This window comes from Parasediminibacterium schistidii (genome assembly GCF_046546515.1).
Taxonomy (GTDB): domain Bacteria; phylum Bacteroidota; class Bacteroidia; order Chitinophagales; family Chitinophagaceae; genus Parasediminibacterium.
In genome coordinates, this window is record NZ_JBKHKJ010000001.1 from 294,146 (window position 1) to 312,503 (window position 18,358).

Sequence of the window (18,358 nt, forward strand, 5' to 3'; positions counted from 1 at the left end):
AGGATATAACGGTTTTTTGATTGCTTGTATAACATATTAAACGATTGCAATAATGGAATTTGGAAGGGTGCCAGCATATAGGCTGTATGATATTGATTTTACGTTGCCACCAGATCCTGCTTTTAATAACTTGGTGCTAACAGGCAATAAGGAAGATGCCCCTAAGGTATATCTCGGCTGCTCTAAGTGGGGTAGAAACGAATGGGTGGGCAAAATTTATCCGCCTCACACCAGTGAGAAAGAATTTCTGAGCTGTTATGGGCATCATTACAACAGTATTGAGCTGAATGCAACGCATTACAAAATTTATGGCGAGAAGTATATTCGTAAATGGGCAGAAAAAACAGCAGGAAAGGGTTTTATATATTGCCCAAAAATGTACCAAGGCGTTACACATGAGGGTAAATTAGCTGGCAAAAGCCGTTTGACAAATGAATTTCTCGATGCAGTTGCCGAGTTTAAAGAACAGCTTGGCCCTATTTTTATACAAGTAAGCGATTCGTTTGGCCCAAGCCGGAAAACCGAATTGTTCGATTATTTGGCAGCATTGCCTAGAGGCTTGCAATTTTTTTTAGAAGTGCGCCACCACGGTTGGTTTGACGATGCTGCAACAAGAAATGAGTTGTTTTCTTTTTTAAAACAGCAAAAGATTGGGGCTGTAATAACTGACACTAGCAGCCGCAGGGATTGTGCGCACATGCAACTTTCCATACCCAAAGCATTTATTCGCTATGTAGGCAATAGCCTGCACCCGACTGACTATAAACGGATAGATGAGTGGGTGGCTAGGATAAAACAATGGATAGCGCAAGGCATAGAAGAAATCTATTTTTTCATGCACATGCACGACGAAGCATTTTCGCCCGAGCTTACTGTATATATGGTTGACAAACTAAACGCAGCTTGTGGCTTAAAACTAAAAAAACCAGAATTTGTAAACCAAAATTTGCTTTTTTAGGTTTTAGGCAAACCCCTTTTGCAAAATGGCAGAAGAATAGCACTAGGTATTATTGCAATGGATAGTTGTATTTGCTAAAAAAGTTTTATGCAGACGTTTTATATGTCAATTTGTGCATGTCAAAATAGCACCAAGGGTACTTTTCTAAAATATTATTTAATTAACCTTAAAAAAAAAAAAGCCAATTTGCCGTATAAAATTAATTTATCATTAAAGATAATGACAAGATGTCTTTTATTATAGATAATATATATATTATGCCAAGTTGAGAATTCTTTAACAAAGTACGGTACAAAAAAAATTAACAAAATAAAAACTGCCGTTATGATAAAAAAGGAAATGCCTCGCCTCATTAGCATTTAAACGGCAGGCAATGGCACTTAAATAGAATGTATTAAATATTTTGTTATTTGAAACAATCCAAAAATCCTTTTTTAGGGTTGGCTTAGAAATTGATTTATTGAAACCATCTATAAACAATAAAAAAAATTAGAAATGAAATCTTTAGTAAAAACAGCTGGTTTTAAAACTTTATCAACTTTAGCTGTAATCGTGGCATCTCAAGTAGGCGTATTCGCTGCAAACACTAGCACAAACGCATCAAACGATTCTTTAAGTACAGGAAGCGCATTGGGTCTTACCGCTCTTTTGGTTGCAGCCATATTAATACCTGCCTCTAAAAGCACAAAAAGCGCTAGGGCTTAGTAAAAAGCCACATGGCAAATAATAAATTCTATCATCAATAATATCATTTAACAATATAAACAATAAAAAATGAAATCTTTAGGTTTTAAATCATTAGCAACATTGGCTTTAGTAGTAGCATCCCAAGCAGGAGCATTTGCAGCAAGTACTGGCACTGGCACAGAAAATGGATCTTTAAGCACAGGAAGCGCATTGGGGCTTACAGCTCTTTTGGTTGCAGCCATACTTATTCCTGCTTCAAAAGCAGCTAGGAGCGTAAGCATAAAATAATTGCTCGCAGCAATATGCCGCTTTTAGGCTAACAATTAAAAATTGTATCAAAGAGACCATGGGCATGGCCTCTTTTTTTATGCCCATTCTTTTCGCCACAACTTATTACCTGCTTTGGCTTTGGCTTTCTTTTTCTTACCCTTTGCACCGCAATGGCAAAGCCAAAACATCACCGGGTATCATTCTATATTGCTGCCTATCTGGTTTATCTCCTCGTACAGCTCGGGTTGTTTTGGGTCTTCCCCATATTTATTGGGGCCAGGCGTGCCTTCTGTAAAAAGCAGCACCAACAGCCAAATTGGGCCTATTAGAGGGATAAGCCAAATAAACGCATTCCCGCCGCTTTTGTTTACGTCGTGAAGCCGCCTGCACAATACTGCAAGCCAAGGGATGAATGAACCCAATATGCAAATTAAATTAGCAACCCCATAAGGATACTCTTTTTTAAAAACTGAACTTATGGTAACGTCTATAAATGAGGATGCAATAAGGGCTAGTACAGTAAACAAAATAAAATACCAATACTCGCTTCTTCGTGCCCGGCCATGGAACACGGCATATTTTTTTAAAGCTATTAAATACCATTTCATGGGCGGTTGCTTTGATGTTGTTTAAAAAGCCAATGTTTTTCGATAGCCGTACAAAGAAAAATACAATTACCTCAAGATTCATACCCCCACTCCTCTACAACCAAATCTCAAGACAAAGAGGCCTGTAAAGCCCCGACAGGGTGTAAGGTACTATCGATGGGTATAGCCCATAGAATAAAGCAAATTTGCTGCTAATACACAAATGGCATTAATAACTTAGATCGAAAGTTTTTTGTGAGATAAACATTAGTCGTTTATCTGGAAACTTTCTGTATGCCTCATAATTCACTACGAAAATTCGAATCCAATATCCCTCCTATAATACATCCCTTCAAAGTTGATTGTTCCTAACACATCAAGTGATTGCTGTACTGCTTTGCCAATGCTTTCGCCTTTTGAAGTAACAGCCAAAACCCTTCCACCATTGGTTACAATAGCTTTGCCTTCTTGTCTTGTACCAGCGTGAAAAAGCAAGCTACCAGGCACTTGCAATGGCTTATCTGCCCCGGTGATTGGTATATTCTTTTTATAATTGCCTGGATAGCCACCGCTTACGGCCATTACAGTAGCAAAATAGCCATCGGCAAAATTGATGTTAGTATCCTCCAGCGTGCCATTGTCCATTGCTGCAAACAGGCTTAGCAAATCTGTATCTAACCTAGGCAGCACTACTTCTGTTTCTGGGTCGCCCATGCGGCAGTTATATTCTATCACTTTGGCATTGCCGCCTTCGTTCATTAACCCAAAAAAGATAAAACCGTTGTACACCAATCCTTCTGCTAACAAGCCTTTTACTGTAGGTGCAATAATTTTTTCCTCTACCTGCTGCATAAAAGCTTCGGTAATAAAAGGTACTGGGGTTACACAGCCCATGCCACCTGTATTGAGGCCTGTGTCGCCCTCTCCAATGCGTTTGTAGTCTTTGGCGTGGCCAATTATTTTATAGTCAACCCCATTGGTCAGCACAAATACACTTACTTCTATGCCCGTAAGAAATTCTTCTATCACCACCTTAGTACTTGCTTCGCCAAACTGGCGGTTGATAAGCATTTGTTCAAACACTTGCAAAGCATCTTCATGCGTTTCGCTAATCACCACTCCCTTCCCTGCTGCCAGCCCATCTGCCTTTAATACAATGGGCAGCGTATGCTGTTGTATATATTGCTTGCCTGCTTCAAAACTATCTTTTGTAAACTCGGCATAAGCAGCAGTAGGTATGTCATGCCGCTGCATGAATTTTTTGGAGAATGCCTTGCTGCCTTCCAATTGTGCCGCTGCTTTTGATGGCCCCACTACAAAGCCCCGCCAGCCATCGATGGTTTTGGCTTTTTCCATAAAATCGTAAATGCCGTTTACCAATGGTTCCTCCGGCCCCACTACCAGCACATCTATTTTGTTTAGCAGGCAAAAAGACTTGATGCCCTCAAAATCGTGCGTACCCATATCTACTATAATAGCAACTTGTGCTATACCAGGATTGCCTGGGGCAACAAACAGTTTATTGCAATGGTGGCTTTGGGCTATTTTCCATGCCAAGGCATGTTCACGGCCGCCGCCGCCTAGTATCAGTACATTCATGGATGTTTTTTTCTTGGTGCGAATGTAAGTAGTTGGTATAAAATAATGGGCACTTCTATTATCCTGTGCTAATTCTTTTTTTAGGTGCTGCTAGTTGTAAAACTATTATTGTTTCAAACCCCGCTAGGGGTTGAACAATAGTAGCTACGGGTGCAACCCGTGGTGAACAATAGCAATTCTTGCTTAAACTTGAAAGGGGCTTAACCGTTTGCAGCATCATTCTTTAACCCGGATTTTGCAGTTGAAATCTATTGCAAGCCCCAACTACTTCAAACACAAGCATTTGCTTGAGTTTTTGGCCTTGACATAGTACACTATGTTTTCGACCAAAAATTCGGCTCAAATACTTGTCTTTATTGCTTTTAAGCCTTTCATAACGAAGTCAACTGCAAGATCCGGGTTTAAGCAATGAATGGTGCCGCCCCTATTGTTGGTATAGGCAAGTTCAACCCAATCGGGGTTGGTTGCGGTCTTGTATGCCTACCACGGGTTGCACCCATGGCTACTGTTGTTTAACCCTTTCAGGGTTTTAATAAAACCATCAGCACCTAAAAAAAAGAATAAGCCTGTGTTTGGTGAAAGTTATTTTAACAACATCACTAACCTAAATTTGCCCAATGGAATTATCAGCTTTGCGCATTGTTTTTTTAGGCACGCCCGATTTTGCAGTGGCATCTTTAGATGCTTTGGTACAGGCAGGCTGCAATATAGTAGGCGTGATAACTGCCCCCGACAAGCCCGCAGGGCGGGGCATGAAGCTAACCGAAAGCCCCGTTAAAAAATATGCTGTTAGCAAAGCCTTGTACATCATGCAGCCAGAAAAGCTAAAGAACCCTGTTTTTCTGGAGGAACTAAAAAGCCTTAAAGCAGATGTGCAGGTGGTTGTAGCCTTCCGTATGCTGCCAGTAGCCGTATGGGATATGCCGCCAATGGGTACTATAAACGTGCATGGTTCCTTGCTGCCACAATACAGGGGGGCAGCCCCCATTAACTGGGCGATTATCAATGGCGAAAAAGAAACAGGGGTTACCACATTCAAGCTGCAACACGCCATAGACACAGGCGATATACTGCTTCAAACAACCATACCAATAGGTGAAAACGAAACCGCAGGGCAACTGCACGACCGCATGATGCTGGTGGGGGCAGAAACACTGGCAAGCACGATGAAGGGCTTATTGGATGGTACTGCTGTGCCAGTAGGGCAGCAAAAGGTGAACGGTGAAGAGTCAACAGCTAACGTTCAACAGTTAACGGTTAACGGTTCTCATTCAGCAGTCAACGGAGAACTAAAACACGCCCCTAAAATATTTACGGAGACATGCCAAGTAAATTGGGCTGCTTCAACAGAAACCATCCATAATTTAATAAGGGGATTGAGCCCCTACCCTACTGCTTTTACTTTTATCAATGAAAAAAAGTTGAAGATATTTGCTGCCGCAAAAGAACTAGTACTTCACAACCATGAAAATGGAGAAGTATTTACCGACCATAAAACTTACCTGAAATATAGCTGTGCAGATGGGTATATACACATCACCGACTTGCAGCTTGAGGGGAAGAAAAGGATGCTGGTGGAAGAATTTTTGAGGGGGTTTAGGCTTTGATAATGTACTTAATTATAAATAACTAAAGAAAAAAATACAATGACAATGGCAAATTTTTGAGGCAGCATTAGCGACGAAACAGCTGCAAAGCTGCATAAAGAAACAACCAAAAGCCGTAATAGCTGGGAAAAACGCCTAAACAAACAATTAGAAGTTATGCCTCAGGTAAAGTTTGGTAGAATTCACCACAAAAGCAAGAAAACACAAAGCGACCCAAAGTTTTAAGGGAAATAAACAGGAATACAACGCTTATAATCCTCTTCTTTTCTCTTCGTGCTACTTTGAGCCTTCGTGCCTTTGTGGCAAAAAATACCTGCGTATCAATTATTTTGTTTTTTTTAGCAATACGATGTATGCCGGGAAATGGTCGCTGTAGCCTCCTCGGTACGTTAGCCCATTCCATGTACGCATGGGGTAACCCTTGTATGCCCCTGTTGTTTCTACCATAAACTCCTGGTTAAAAACATAAGGCTTCTGGAAGAAAAAACCGTCTTGCTGCTTGTTTAGCCATGGGTAAGTAACCATTATTTGGTCAAACAAAGCCCATGTGTCTTGATAGGCAATAGTGCCTATGCCCCTTTCGTACAAATCTACCCAAGGATTGAATATTTCACCAGGCTTTACATCTTCTGCTTTCCCCTTTGCTTTTAGCACTTTGGTAACGCTTGGGCTAATGGGGTCGTCGTTCAGGTCGCCCATCACAATAATTTTGGCATTGGAGTCTGTCTTGGCTATTTCCTGCACCTGCACTTTGCACACAGCCGCTGCGGCTATCCGACCCGGCTCGCTTTTTTCCACGCTGCCCAGCCTGCTGGGCCAGTGGTTTACCAATACATGCACGGTTTCGCCATCTAGTTTTCCTTTTACCCATAAAATATCCCTTGTGTGCCGCTCGTATTTAGAACGGCTAGGTAGTGTTACTACCAAGGGCTTGCTTTGCTCTGGGGTAAAATATTTTGGGTTATAAATCAAGCCCACGTCTATACCACGCTCGTCTTTGCTGTCGTAGTGTATGATGCTGTATTTCCTTTTCTCCAGCAGTGGATGGTGTATCAAGTCGCTCAACACGGTATCATTTTCTACTTCTGCTACGCCTAGCAGGGCGAGGCCATCCCTGCTGATGTCTGTGCCTACCTGCGAAATAACCGTTGCCAGCTTGCTTACCTTGTCCAGGTAAATGTCGCTAGTATATTTACGCTCGCCTTTGGGCGTAAATTCGTCGTCTTTTACCATTGGGTTGTGGACCGTGTCGTAAAAATTCTCGCAATTGTAAAAGCCTACAATGGCTACTTTGTAATTTTGCTTCTTTTGGGCAGGTGCTAAAATTGGCAAAATGAAAAAAAACAAAAAAAGTCTGCTCATTTTTATAGTTTTTGAAAAATAAATAGGATATTTTAACTAATTTATAGTTTCTAATATTAATAAATTGGTGCTTTCGGTATAAAAAGCAAAAATAATGCTAAACCTTATATACATTCGCAGCAAGAAACAAAGTTTATTTATGAAGAAATTGATGAGTTTGCTATTGTTGGTGGGGGCAACAACTATTGCCACGGCACAAACAATAAAAAAAATGCCCAAAGATTCTGCTGTTATTGGCAACAAGGACAGCGTGCTACAAGAAGAGTTAAAAGAAAACCTTTCTGATAACATCCCTGTTATTTCCTTGGACGACAACGATGTTGCAACAGGCAACTCGCAAAGTGTTTCTTCTGCCTTAACAGCTGGCAGGGACCCTTTTACTTCTGCAGCTTCTTTCAATTTTGGCGCAGCTAGGTTCAAGTTGCGCGGATACGATGCAGATAATTTTACTACGCGTATAAACGGCGCACCACTAGAAAATTTGGACAATGGGTTTTCTCCCTTTGGCCTTTGGGGTGGCTTGAACGACGTGATGCGGAACAAAGATGTTTCTAACGGCTTGAGGCCAAACACTTTTGCATTTGGCGGTTTAGGCAGCAGCACAAGCATAGATGCCCGTGCCAGCAAACAACGGCCACAAACAGAGTTTGGCTATACCTACGCAAACAGGAGCTATAGGCAACGCTGGTCGTTCACGCATAGCACAGGTGTAAGCAAAAAAGGCTGGGCTTTTACCATTAGTGGCAGCCGCCGCTATGCCGATGAAGGCTATGTTGAAGGCACTTACTACAATGGGTGGAGTTATTTTGTGGGCATTGATAAAAAGATTGGCCAAAACAGGACATTGTCCTTAACTATTTTTGGTAGCCCTACCGAGGCAGGTGGGCAAAGGGCTTCTACCAGTGAAATGGACTCTTTGGCAGGAAGCCATTATTACAACCCAACATGGGGCTATCAGGCTGGCAAAAAAAGGAATACCAACGTAACCAAAACAAACCAGCCATACTTTATTTTTACAGATGAAAAAAAGTTTAATAACAAAAGTACCCTTGTAAATGCAGCATCGTTTTCTTTTGGCGAAAGGGCAGCATCTTCTTTAGATTGGTATCAAGGCAATAGCCCAACACCCGATTATTATCGTAACCTGCCAAGCTATTATGATGAGCCATATATTGTAGCTGCAATGGGCCAAGCCATACAAGCCGATATAAACAAACGCCAGATAAACTGGCAAGCTATATATGACGGCAACCGTGGGCGGCTTGATACCATTACAAATGCTTATGCAAATGGTATGCTTGGGCAAACGGTGAAAGGCAGCCGATCGAACACTATTTTAGCCGAGAATGTAACTAATGTAAAAAAAGTAAACTTTAGTTCTACCTTTAATACCAAATTTGGCAACCACGTTGCTTTTACAGCAGGCGTAGTATTCCAAGCACAAAACGACCGCAACTACAAAAGGGTAAAAGACTTGCTGGGTGGCGATTTTTATGTTGACATCAATAAATTTGCTGTAGACCTTTATGACCCAACAGTAAGATTTCCTGACTTAAGCAAGCCAAACAATGTAGTGAAGGTAGGCGACCAGTATAGCTACGACTACAACGTACACATCAATAAAGCAGAAGCTTTTTCGCAAGGCGTATTCAAGTTTAAACAATTGGATTTCTTTGTTGCAGGGCAGGTTTCCAATACGCAGTTCTGGAGGGAAGGGAATACATTGTCTAGTATATACCCCAATAGTTCTTTTGGCAAATCGTATGTAAATAATTTCGATAACTTTGGTCTAAAAGGTGGTATTACTTACAAATTGAATGGTCGCAATTATTTCTATGTAAACGGGGAATATGCAACCAAAGCCCCAGACTTTAGGAGTGTATATATTTCACCTAGGACACGGGATCAAGAGCAAGACAATGTAAGAAGCGAAACAATTACTAGCGTAGAAGGCGGATACTTAATGAATGCTCCTTTCTTAAAGCTAAGGGTATCTGGCTACTATACCGAGTTTAAACACCAAATGGATGTAATGAGTTTCTTTAATGATGATGTATTTGCATTTACCAATTATGCATTGAGGAACATTGACAAGGTTAATTTTGGTGGCGAACTTGGTTTCGAAGCAAGGGTATTGCCGCACTTTACCGTAACTGGCGCAGCCGCAGTAGGCAGGTACTATTACAATAGCCGCCAAAATGCAACAGTAACCAACGACAATAGCGGGGCAGTAGTTGCACAGGACACCATTTACACGCAAAACTTCCGTATCAGCGGCACGCCACAAGAAGCCTATTCTTTAGGGCTAAACTACCGCTCGCCAAAATATTGGTATATTAGTTTAACAGGTAATTATTTTGACCAAATGTGGGCTAGCATCAACCCCATACGACGCACAAAAGACGCTGTATCAGATGCGGTACCTTATTCGGCAGCATGGTACGACATTGTAGGGCAGAAACGCTTGCCAGGCCAGTTTACGCTCGATTTATTTGCAGGTTATTCGTGGAAATTGCCACGGCATTGGCTACATAAGAATTCTTTCCTTAACTTTAACTTTAGTATAGACAACATACTTGACAATAAAAACCTCATTACAGGCGGTGGCGAGCAATTGAGGTTTGATTTTGCTAAGCTGAATGTCGATAAATTCCCACCTAAATATTATTACGCTTACGGTTTAAATTTTGCTGCCAGCGTAGCTCTCCGCTTTTAATAAAAGCAACCTTTTTAGTATTTATTCGTATCAACAATTATATAAACTATTTAAATAAATAACAATGACAAATAAAAGTTTAATTTGGTTTGGCTCTTTGCTAGTAATGCTTGTTTCAAGTATTGCCATTATCTCTTGTAACAAGAAGTTTGACGATCCCCCGGCTTCTTTATCAAATGCAGCTGTTATTAAAGACCCTACCCTCGAAACAAAAATAATTAGCATACAAGCATTAAGGGCAAGGCATAAGTTTAGTGGTTTAGAATATATTTCAGACAGCGTTGTTATTAAAGGGATTGTAACCGGAGACGATAGGACTGGGAATATATATAAAACCATATATATTCAAGACTCTAGCAAAGGAGCTATGGGCTGGGGCATTTCACTAAAATTAGATGGTGGCAGTTTATCTGTAGATTACCCGGTTGGCAGGTTAATCTACGTTAAGTGCAAGGGCTTGTACATTAGTGATTATAGCGGCAGCATTCAATTGGGTCTTCTTGATAATACTGTACCTGCCAATCCAAGTCTTGCGGGCATACCTAGTACTTTGTTTGATACTTATATTGTAAAAGGTAGCCTGAACAATCCTGTTCCTGTAAAAATAGTTACGATGAAACAAATCAATGACTTTGGAAAAGCAGCAGGCCTTAATCTTACAGTTGATTCTTTTCAAAGCTGTGTGATGCAAATACAAAATGCTCAATTTGGCAGTTTCGACTGGGGCTTGGTTTATGCTGACACCTCAGCAGCAAAAAAGGCTGTTAGCCGCAGCTTAAGTGATTGTAGCGGTGTTACAGGCACGGTGGTTTATACAAGCGGTTACGCTACTTTTGCTGGTGTGCCTACGCCAAGTGGCAATGGTACAATTGCAGGTATATATGTTCCATTCATTAGTAATGGCTTTAGTGTAAAGTACACACCAGAACTGGTAATTAGGGATACTGCTGATGTAAAATTCACTGGTATAAGATGCGACCCTACCCCTTCTAAAATAACTTCTATTGCTGATATAAAAGCGATGTACAATGGCAGCGATGTTACTTTGCCAAGCACTGCAATTACAGGGGTAGTAATTTCAGATGCAAGCAATAAAAATATCTCCACTGGAAATGTAATCATTCAGGATGCAACTGCAGGTATAGATTTATATTTTGGTACAGCCATTCCTTTAAATGTAGGTGATTCTGTAAAGGTAGATGTTTCAGGAGGCAAGCTTACCAGTTACAAAGGATTGATAGAAATTAGTTTGAGTTCTGGGGCGGGCGTTAATAAAATAACTGTTGGCAAAAAGGTTACACCTAAAATCATTACTTCGGCAGACTTTAATGCTCAAATGGCTAACCCTGTACCGCTTATTGAATGTACCCTAGTTACCATTTTAAATGCTACATCCCCATCTCCAGCAGATAACTATAATAATTCTGCTACAAATAGGGGCAATGTTACTTTAACGGATGCATTTGGCAAAGTAACCTTATTTACAAGCGCAGGAGCACTATTTTCATCCTATTTAATGTCAACTGCCCCAAAATCATACACAGGCTATGGCACTAACTTTAATGGTACTGCAGAATTAATTCTTCGCAATTTAAATGATGTGAAATAAAATAGCCATTTAATCACGAATATTTTAATACAATAAATAAAAAGGGCTGCCTCAAAAGGGCAGCCTTTTTTATTTTGTATATGCCACCTATTGCATTCCCAACATAGGCACAATATCTATTTATAACTGACCTTAAACAAACTTATACACAAAGTCAATTTTTTACAATGGTTGCAGAAACATTAATGTGATTTTCATCATCACCTAAAACCCTTGAAAAACATCCCATTTTTTTTAAAGATGCGTAACATTAGTAATTCAGGTTTTCCCCCACCATGGGGGCATTTTTGGGTACTCATGGTGGCATATTTCCCCCATATAGGATTGTTCTTTTGCACAAGTCCAAAATCAATCCCACCTTTGTAATATATGGCTCTTGTTGTCGTTGGTTCAATGCCTGCGGCTGCCATAGCCTTGATTCGCTGTCGGGGAGGCTCATTATTAACAGACAAAAAACATTTTTATGAACTACATCCATACTCAAAAAACACCCAAAAATCACTCACTTTTCCACGGAAATCACTCACAAATCACTCACATTTCACTCACAAAACACTCACATTTCACTCACAAATCACTCATCTTAAAAAACATAAAAGCACTGTATTTCAATGAGTTACGATGCAGGAATACCTGAAAATTAAATTCAGGCCGCAAAAAGCCAATAAAACCAAGCGGGCAATACCCCTGAAAATAGGTCCTTAAAAGGTTTCACAATGTCCCATCAATGTTGCAGATAATGCTACTAGGGGTCATCACCAGCACCTCAAAAAAAGAAGTAACCAAATTGGGATAATTAAAAGTTAAGCACAATAAAAATAATTTTTGTACTAAAAGCTATAATATTCAGGAACGCTACAATTGTTAATTGACAAACTTTGGATGAATTGAATAAAAAGTTAAAACAAATTGTTAGTAAAGTTGCGTAAGGTCAGTTTATAATATAAAACACAAACGATGATATCACTAAAAAGCCTGCACCATATAGCCATTATTTGCAGCAATTACGAACGCAGTAAACGGTTTTATACCGAGGTACTAGGCTTTGAGATAAAGCAAGAAGTATATAGGGCAGAAAGAGAAAGCTATAAGCTAGACTTGATGCTAAATGGCGTGTATGTAATAGAATTGTTTTCATTCCCATCGCCAGCAGCAAGGCCAACAAGGCCAGAAGCCACTGGGCTTAGGCATATTGCTTTTGGTGTACATAATATAGTGATAGCAGTGCAGCAGTTGCAAGAACTAGGCATTGGCCACGATCCAGTAAGGACAGACGAGTTTACAGGCAAGCAATTTACTTTTTTCCGAGACCCAGACGATTTGCCAATAGAGTTATATGAAATGTAAACCTTTTATTAAATGAGTTGCATGATTGAATACCTATATAGTACAAGTCTAAAATAGCAATTCCAGTCTTATTCCCTTTGTGCCACTTAGTGTCTTTGTGCAAAAAGCTATGTATCCTTTTTTTGCGTTTTACTGGCATATTGAAGGATGCTGTCAATGGTGCTTTGGCTTGGCGATTGCAGTTTTAAATTATTGATTTGCTTCATCGCCCTTTTAAGGGTTTTGATTTCTTGCTGCAGTTCAATGTCTTCTTTCTTTGCCGTGTCAATGGCCAATTTTAATATAGGCGAACACTCCCCATACAGGTACTGAATCAATTGTTCCTGTGAAAAATTTTGCATAATACTTGCTACGATATAATAAATGAAACAATAATTGTTTCAAAGAGTGCGGATACTATTAAAAACGAAAAAAGAAGGCGATTATTGTGCAAAAGCTATTTTTTATTATTAATTGTGTCTTCAATTATATAAATATCCTCTCCATCTTTTTTCATCAGGTATTTTTCACGTGCAAATTTTTCCAAGGCAGCAGCGTTGTTTTGCAGGTCGGTAAGTTCTTGCTGGGCAGTAGCAATTTCTTGTTGGTAATAATGCTTCTTTGCAAGCAAATCGTCTAGTTTGCCTTTTTGGTCCAACGTATTAAAAATATCCCTTTGGTCAAAAAAACACATCCATACAACAAAGCACAAGGTTGCCAGTAAATATTTGTTTGTGAGGATTTTTGCAAATTTTTTCATGCCTGTACTTTATTATTATTGCTAAATTAAGAGATAAAAATTAAGCAATAAAAGATAAAACCGCAAAGGGCATGAACTTAAATAAAAAGACTTTTGGGGCTCTTTGATTAAATACGTTGTACCCTTCGCGGTTAAACTATCCTATTTGCCAAACTTAATTTTTCCAGCAGGGAAAATGCCTGTACTGCCTAATTCTTCCTCAATACGGATCAATTGGTTGTATTTAGCAATACGGTCGGTACGGCTGGCAGAACCAGTCTTAATCTGTCCGCAATTTAATGCGACGGCTAAATCAGCGATGGTTACGTCTTCTGTTTCACCACTCCTATGGCTCATGATGGTGTTGTAGCCATTGTGCTGTGCTAGGGTTACTGCATTTATGGTTTCTGTAACGGTACCTATTTGGTTTACTTTTACCAGCAAACCATTGGCAATGCCTTTGTCTATGCCTTCTTGCAAACGCAATACATTGGTAACAAACAAATCGTCACCCACTAGTTGGCATTTGCTGCCCACTGCTTGTGTCAATGCTTTCCAGCCATCCCAATCGTCTTCCGCCATGCCATCTTCAATAGAAATGATAGGGTATTGGTTTACCCAGCTTTCCCAAAATTTAACTAGCTCGTCGCTGCTTACTTCCTTACCAGTACTCTTGTGGAATACATATTTGCCTTTAGAACTGTTCCACAGCTCGCTGTTGGCCGCATCCATGGCAATAGCCACTTGGCTACCCGTTTTAAAACCGGCTGCCGTAATAGCCTCCAAAACGGTTTCTATGGCCTCTTCATTGCTTTGTATGTTGGGTGCAAAACCACCTTCGTCACCTACGTTTGTGCTAAAGCCTTTCTTTTTCAATACGCCTTTCAGTGTATGGAAAATTTCTACACCCCAGCGTAAGCCTTCGCTAAAGCTGCTGGCACCTACTGGCATTACCATAAACTCCTGGAAGTCAATTTTATTGTCGGCATGTGCTCCACCATTCAAGATGTTCATCATGGGTATAGGCAATGTCCTTGCATTTGTACCACCAATATAGCGGTACAAAGGCACACCCGCTTCTTCAGCGGCAGCTTTGGCAACAGCCATGCTCACAGCCAAAATAGCGTTAGCACCTAATTTCCCTTTGTTTGGCGTGCCATCCAAGGCAATCATCGCTTCGTCTATAGCTGCTTGCTGGCTAATATCGAAACCTGTGATGGCTTCTGCTATTATTTCATTTACGTTATTTACGGCACCTAAAACGCCTTTGCCCACATACACGCTTTTGTCATTGTCCCTTAGTTCCACCGCTTCGTGGATACCAGTACTGGCACCGCTTGGCACTGCTGCACGGCCCAATGCACCGTCGTCGGTGGTAACATCAACTTCTACTGTAGGGTTGCCACGGCTGTCTAATATCTGGCGGGCATGAACTTCGATAATGTAACTCATAATTGTTTACTTGTGTTTTAAAATGTATTTTAATTTTTATCTGAACCATTCAAACTTGCTTTCGCCAGCTTGTTCTATCTTGTCAAATTCATGATGATCCGATGTGATAATTTTTGCATTATAAATATTTCCTAGAGCCAGAACAAAACTATCTGCAAAAGAAATTCGGTAGTTGGCTTTAAAATAGGCGGCTTTCCTTATATAATCATCATCAATAGTTTTTACTTTGACAATAGGCATTTTATTCAGCCTTGCTAAAATATTTTCAACGTTTACAGAGCCGCCTCTTTTTAGACAATCATAAAAAAGCTCAAGTAATGTTACTTTGTGTATGTATATCTCAATTGTTTTGCTTGATGCAAGTTCAAGTTTTTCCTTTACCAAAATACCGCCTTCCTCGGCATTGAAATAAGCAATTAAAGCACAAGCATCAAAAACAAATTTCTCCATTCTTAATCTTCTAACAATTTTTCTTCTTGCTTGCTTTTCATGAACTCATCGGTACTGCTCAAGCTGCCAGCAAACATTCCATAGGACTCATGTATTAGCTTTAAATATTCTTGTCGTTTTTCTTCTTCTAAGTCTTTAGCTATAGGCACCACCTTAGTTAACTTTCTAGCATTATGAGAATCTGCCGACTCACTTATTGGTTCATGAAATATCTTTTTTGCTCCCATACTAAAAGCTTTGCGGTAAAAGTAACAATTTCTTACGAAGTAAGGCTATGGAAAACATCTTCCAAATTTGTATGGCTTTCGTTTACCAGCGATACAATGTTCAGGTTGTGCCTTAGCACTATTTCCATCAGTTGCTTGCGTACCAAATCTGGGCTTGCAGTAGTAAATGCCCACTTGGTATCAGATAATCTTTGGGGGGTATCTATACCTGAAAAAACATCTAATGATACCCTTTCTTGCAGTTCTATTACTATCTTATTAGATAGCTTTGTGCCCGAGGTTAATTTGCTCAATACATCATCCGCAACTATTTTTCCTTTGTTAATAATAATAATGCGGTTGCAAATAGCTTCTACTTCCTGCAAAATATGGGAGGAAAACAATACGGTCTTGTCTTTGCCTTGCTCCTTGATAACATTGCGTATTTCTATAATCTGGTTAGGATCTAGGCCACTCGTAGGTTCGTCCAATACCAATACTTCTGGGCTATGTATCAAAGCGGCGGCCAAACCCACCCGCTGCTTGTAACCTTTGGATAGCTGGCCTATTTTCTTTTTGCTTTCAATGGTTAAACCCGTCAATTTTATTGCTGTTTCTACCGCCGCTGTTATATTGCTTATGCCATGCACCCCCGCTATGAAAACCAAGTATTCCCGCACATACATATCATAGTACAATGGGTTGGCTTCTGGCAAATAACCAATTTTTTTCTTGGTGGCGATAGGGTTGGTTGCTACATCTATGCCGCAAACTTGCACATTGCCAGCATCGGCAGACAGGTAGCCAGTAATCATTTTCATGGTAGTGCTTTTGCCCGCACCGTTCGGCCCCAAAAAACCAACAATTTCCCCTTTGTTAATGTTAAAAGAAATATCGTTCACGGCTTTTTGCGTACCGTATATTTTAGACAATCCCTGTATCTTAATTGACATGAGGACAAAAGTAATTGATAATTAACAATTGATAATTGACATTCGGCAACCCGAAATCATAAAATTATTGTTACTATTTACCCAACGATTATGTTTTTTTAGCCACAAAGGCACAAAAACACGAAGAAACACAAAGAAATAACAAGGTTAAAAGGCATTTATAACATAACTATTCTTAGTTATTTTCTTTTGCTCTTCTTGCCTTAAAACTTTGTGCGGCTTTGTGTCTTCGAGCCTTCGTGGCAGATTAATCAAACTTGCACTTTAGTAGTAACAAGAAAACCAATTTATACATTTTGTTGGCTATCTGTCTTTTGTCGCTGTTTGGCGTTATATATTTGGTTTTATTGCGGTTCTATAGATTATTAACCGTTTAACTGTTTACCTATGTTACAACTATTTGCTGCTTTGCACTTTACTACATGTAATGTTTCGGTATAAAATGTATTATCACGCAATAAGCAACTACTTCATTTTCAATTTGTTTGCATGAGCATAAAAAGAAGAGATTTTATAGGCCTCGCCTCTTTGGCAGCTGCAACGGGAATAACAACTGGCTTTAGTTCATTTGCCTCTGGCAACAAAAAAAAGGCGGGTGGCATTGCCAATAGCCTTAACCTAATAACCGATGATGCAGTGCCTATTTCAGTAAATGAAAGAAAGAACAGGATAGCAAAAGCCCAACGCTTGCTTTTGGAGCAAAAAATGGAAGCGTTGGTACTAGACAGTGGCACTTCCATGGTGTATTTTACTGGTATCCATTGGGGGGAAAGCGAACGAGCCATGGTGGCCATTATACCTGCAAGGGGCGATATACAATATGTTTGCCCAGCTTTTGAAGAAGCCCGCTTTCGCCAACAAATAAGCATTGGCAAAGACGTATATACATGGCAGGAAGACGAAAGCCCCTACCGTGTTGTAGCCAAGATTTTTAAAACTTTAGCCATAGTTGTTGGCACTATTGGCATAGAAGAAAAAGTACGTTTCTTTGTCATGGATGGCATACGGAAGGAAGCACCGCAGCTCACCTATACAAGTGGCGACCCAGTAACCATCCCTTGCCGCATGATAAAATCGGCAGCAGAAATTAAGCTGATGCAAAAAGCAAACGATATTACACTTGCTGCCATTAAAAGAAGCGCAGAAAATTTGAAAGAAGGCATGTCGCAAAGCGACCTTTCAATCATGATTATGGATGCGCAGAACGAATTGGGGGGCAAAGCCGATTTTGCTTTATGCTTATTTGGCAAGGCATCTGCTTTTCCACATGGGTTAAAACAGCCGCAGACACTGAAAAAAGGGGATATTGTACTGATGGATTGCGGGTGCTTGGTCGAAGGTTACAATTCAGACATTACCCGCACGATTGTTTTTGGTGCGCCGCCAACAAAAAGTCAGCAAGAAATATGGAACCTCGAAAAAAAAGCACAGGCCGCAGGCTTTGCTGCCGCAAAAATTGGTTTACCCTGCGAAGCTGTTGATGCCGCTGCCCGTGCAGTAATTACCAATGCAGGTTTTGGGCCCGGTTACGCATTGCCAGGCCTTCCGCACCGCACTGGGCACGGTATTGGCATGGACGGACATGAGTGGGGCAACATGGTGAAAGGCAACAAACAGCTAATAGAACTGGGTATGTGCTTTAGCATAGAACCAACGATTGCCATTGTAGGTGAATTTGGCGTTCGATTCGAGGATTGTGCTTACATGACCGAGGATGGCCCAAGATGGTTTTCACAGCCTAGTAAATCTATGCAAGAACCTTTTTAGGAACGCTGTATAAAAAACTTCAACAATTGCTTGGCTTACATTCAGTCTACCTAGAAAGTTTTTGAAACCT

At 40.3% G+C, this 18,358-nt stretch carries 17 protein-coding genes; 8 read left to right on the forward strand and 9 right to left on the reverse strand.

Going from position 1 to position 18,358, the window contains the following annotated elements; genetic code table 11:
- Positions 1–52 precede the first annotated feature (52 nt).
- The 3 genes from ACHFIY_RS01055 (at position 53) to ACHFIY_RS01065 (ending at position 1,933) form a co-directional block, all read left to right on the forward strand.
- A complete protein-coding gene (locus tag ACHFIY_RS01055) occupies positions 53–958 on the forward strand; it encodes a DUF72 domain-containing protein (protein ID WP_410844180.1) in 906 nt (301 codons plus the stop codon).
- Between the two features lie 495 nt (positions 959–1,453).
- Positions 1,454–1,663, forward strand: a complete 210-nt coding sequence (locus ACHFIY_RS01060; RefSeq protein ID WP_410844181.1) for a hypothetical protein — start codon at positions 1,454–1,456, stop codon at positions 1,661–1,663.
- A 69-nt stretch (positions 1,664–1,732) separates the two neighbouring features.
- The gene (locus ACHFIY_RS01065) at positions 1,733–1,933 is read left to right on the forward strand and encodes a hypothetical protein (protein WP_410844182.1); all 201 of its coding nucleotides are present in this window, start codon (positions 1,733–1,735) and stop codon (positions 1,931–1,933) included.
- A gap of 179 nt (positions 1,934–2,112) precedes the next feature.
- On the opposite strand, the gene ACHFIY_RS01070 is transcribed toward ACHFIY_RS01065, so the two are convergent.
- Positions 2,113–2,523, reverse strand: coding sequence for a DUF805 domain-containing protein (locus ACHFIY_RS01070; RefSeq protein WP_410844183.1), 411 nt, complete (start codon positions 2,521–2,523; stop codon positions 2,113–2,115).
- 288 nt (positions 2,524–2,811) lie between these two features.
- Positions 2,812–4,101 carry a phosphoribosylamine--glycine ligase gene (gene purD / locus ACHFIY_RS01075; protein ID WP_410844184.1) on the reverse strand — a complete coding sequence of 430 codons (1,290 nt, stop codon included), beginning with the start codon at positions 4,099–4,101 and terminating at the stop codon, positions 2,812–2,814.
- Positions 4,102–4,718: 617 nt separating this feature from the next.
- Between purD and fmt the strand changes: the two genes are divergently transcribed.
- Positions 4,719–5,708, forward strand: coding sequence for a methionyl-tRNA formyltransferase (gene fmt / locus ACHFIY_RS01080; RefSeq protein WP_410844185.1), 990 nt, complete (start codon positions 4,719–4,721; stop codon positions 5,706–5,708).
- Positions 5,709–6,032: 324 nt separating this feature from the next.
- On the opposite strand, the gene ACHFIY_RS01085 is transcribed toward fmt, so the two are convergent.
- Positions 6,033–7,070, reverse strand: a complete 1,038-nt coding sequence (locus ACHFIY_RS01085; protein ID WP_410844186.1) for an endonuclease/exonuclease/phosphatase family protein — start codon at positions 7,068–7,070, stop codon at positions 6,033–6,035.
- A gap of 139 nt (positions 7,071–7,209) precedes the next feature.
- On the opposite strand from ACHFIY_RS01085, the gene ACHFIY_RS01090 reads away from it, so the two are divergent.
- The 3 genes from ACHFIY_RS01090 to gloA2 all read left to right on the forward strand — a co-directional run bounded on the left by ACHFIY_RS01090 (position 7,210) and on the right by gloA2 (position 12,742).
- On the forward strand, positions 7,210–9,786 hold the full coding sequence (locus ACHFIY_RS01090; protein ID WP_410844187.1) for a TonB-dependent receptor: 2,577 nt from the start codon (positions 7,210–7,212) through the stop codon (positions 9,784–9,786).
- A gap of 64 nt (positions 9,787–9,850) precedes the next feature.
- Positions 9,851–11,395, forward strand: a complete 1,545-nt coding sequence (locus ACHFIY_RS01095) for a DUF5689 domain-containing protein (protein ID WP_410844188.1) — start codon at positions 9,851–9,853, stop codon at positions 11,393–11,395.
- Between the two features lie 957 nt (positions 11,396–12,352).
- On the forward strand, positions 12,353–12,742 hold the full coding sequence (gloA2, locus tag ACHFIY_RS01100; RefSeq protein WP_410844189.1) for an SMU1112c/YaeR family gloxylase I-like metalloprotein: 390 nt from the start codon (positions 12,353–12,355) through the stop codon (positions 12,740–12,742).
- 107 nt (positions 12,743–12,849) lie between these two features.
- Here the strand turns inward: gloA2 and ACHFIY_RS01105 are convergent, their stop codons facing one another.
- The 6 genes from ACHFIY_RS01105 to gldA all read right to left on the reverse strand — a co-directional run bounded on the left by ACHFIY_RS01105 (position 12,850) and on the right by gldA (position 16,521).
- Complete coding sequence (locus ACHFIY_RS01105; RefSeq protein ID WP_410844190.1) at positions 12,850–13,083, reverse strand: hypothetical protein; 234 nt, start codon at positions 13,081–13,083, stop codon at positions 12,850–12,852.
- Between the two features lie 95 nt (positions 13,084–13,178).
- Positions 13,179–13,481 carry an FtsB family cell division protein gene (locus tag ACHFIY_RS01110; protein ID WP_410844191.1) on the reverse strand — a complete coding sequence of 101 codons (303 nt, stop codon included), beginning with the start codon at positions 13,479–13,481 and terminating at the stop codon, positions 13,179–13,181.
- Positions 13,482–13,622: 141 nt separating this feature from the next.
- Positions 13,623–14,912, reverse strand: a complete 1,290-nt coding sequence (gene eno / locus ACHFIY_RS01115) for a phosphopyruvate hydratase (protein ID WP_410844192.1) — start codon at positions 14,910–14,912, stop codon at positions 13,623–13,625.
- 36 nt (positions 14,913–14,948) lie between these two features.
- A complete protein-coding gene (locus ACHFIY_RS01120; RefSeq protein WP_410844193.1) occupies positions 14,949–15,362 on the reverse strand; it encodes a PIN domain-containing protein in 414 nt (137 codons plus the stop codon).
- 2 nt (positions 15,363–15,364) lie between these two features.
- A complete protein-coding gene (locus tag ACHFIY_RS01125; RefSeq protein WP_410844194.1) occupies positions 15,365–15,589 on the reverse strand; it encodes a hypothetical protein in 225 nt (74 codons plus the stop codon).
- Between the two features lie 32 nt (positions 15,590–15,621).
- The gene (gene gldA / locus ACHFIY_RS01130; protein ID WP_410844195.1) at positions 15,622–16,521 is read right to left on the reverse strand and encodes a gliding motility-associated ABC transporter ATP-binding subunit GldA; all 900 of its coding nucleotides are present in this window, start codon (positions 16,519–16,521) and stop codon (positions 15,622–15,624) included.
- Between the two features lie 489 nt (positions 16,522–17,010).
- Between gldA and ACHFIY_RS01135 the strand changes: the two genes are divergently transcribed.
- Complete coding sequence (locus ACHFIY_RS01135; protein ID WP_410844196.1) at positions 17,011–18,288, forward strand: M24 family metallopeptidase; 1,278 nt, start codon at positions 17,011–17,013, stop codon at positions 18,286–18,288.
- Positions 18,289–18,358 lie beyond the last annotated feature (70 nt).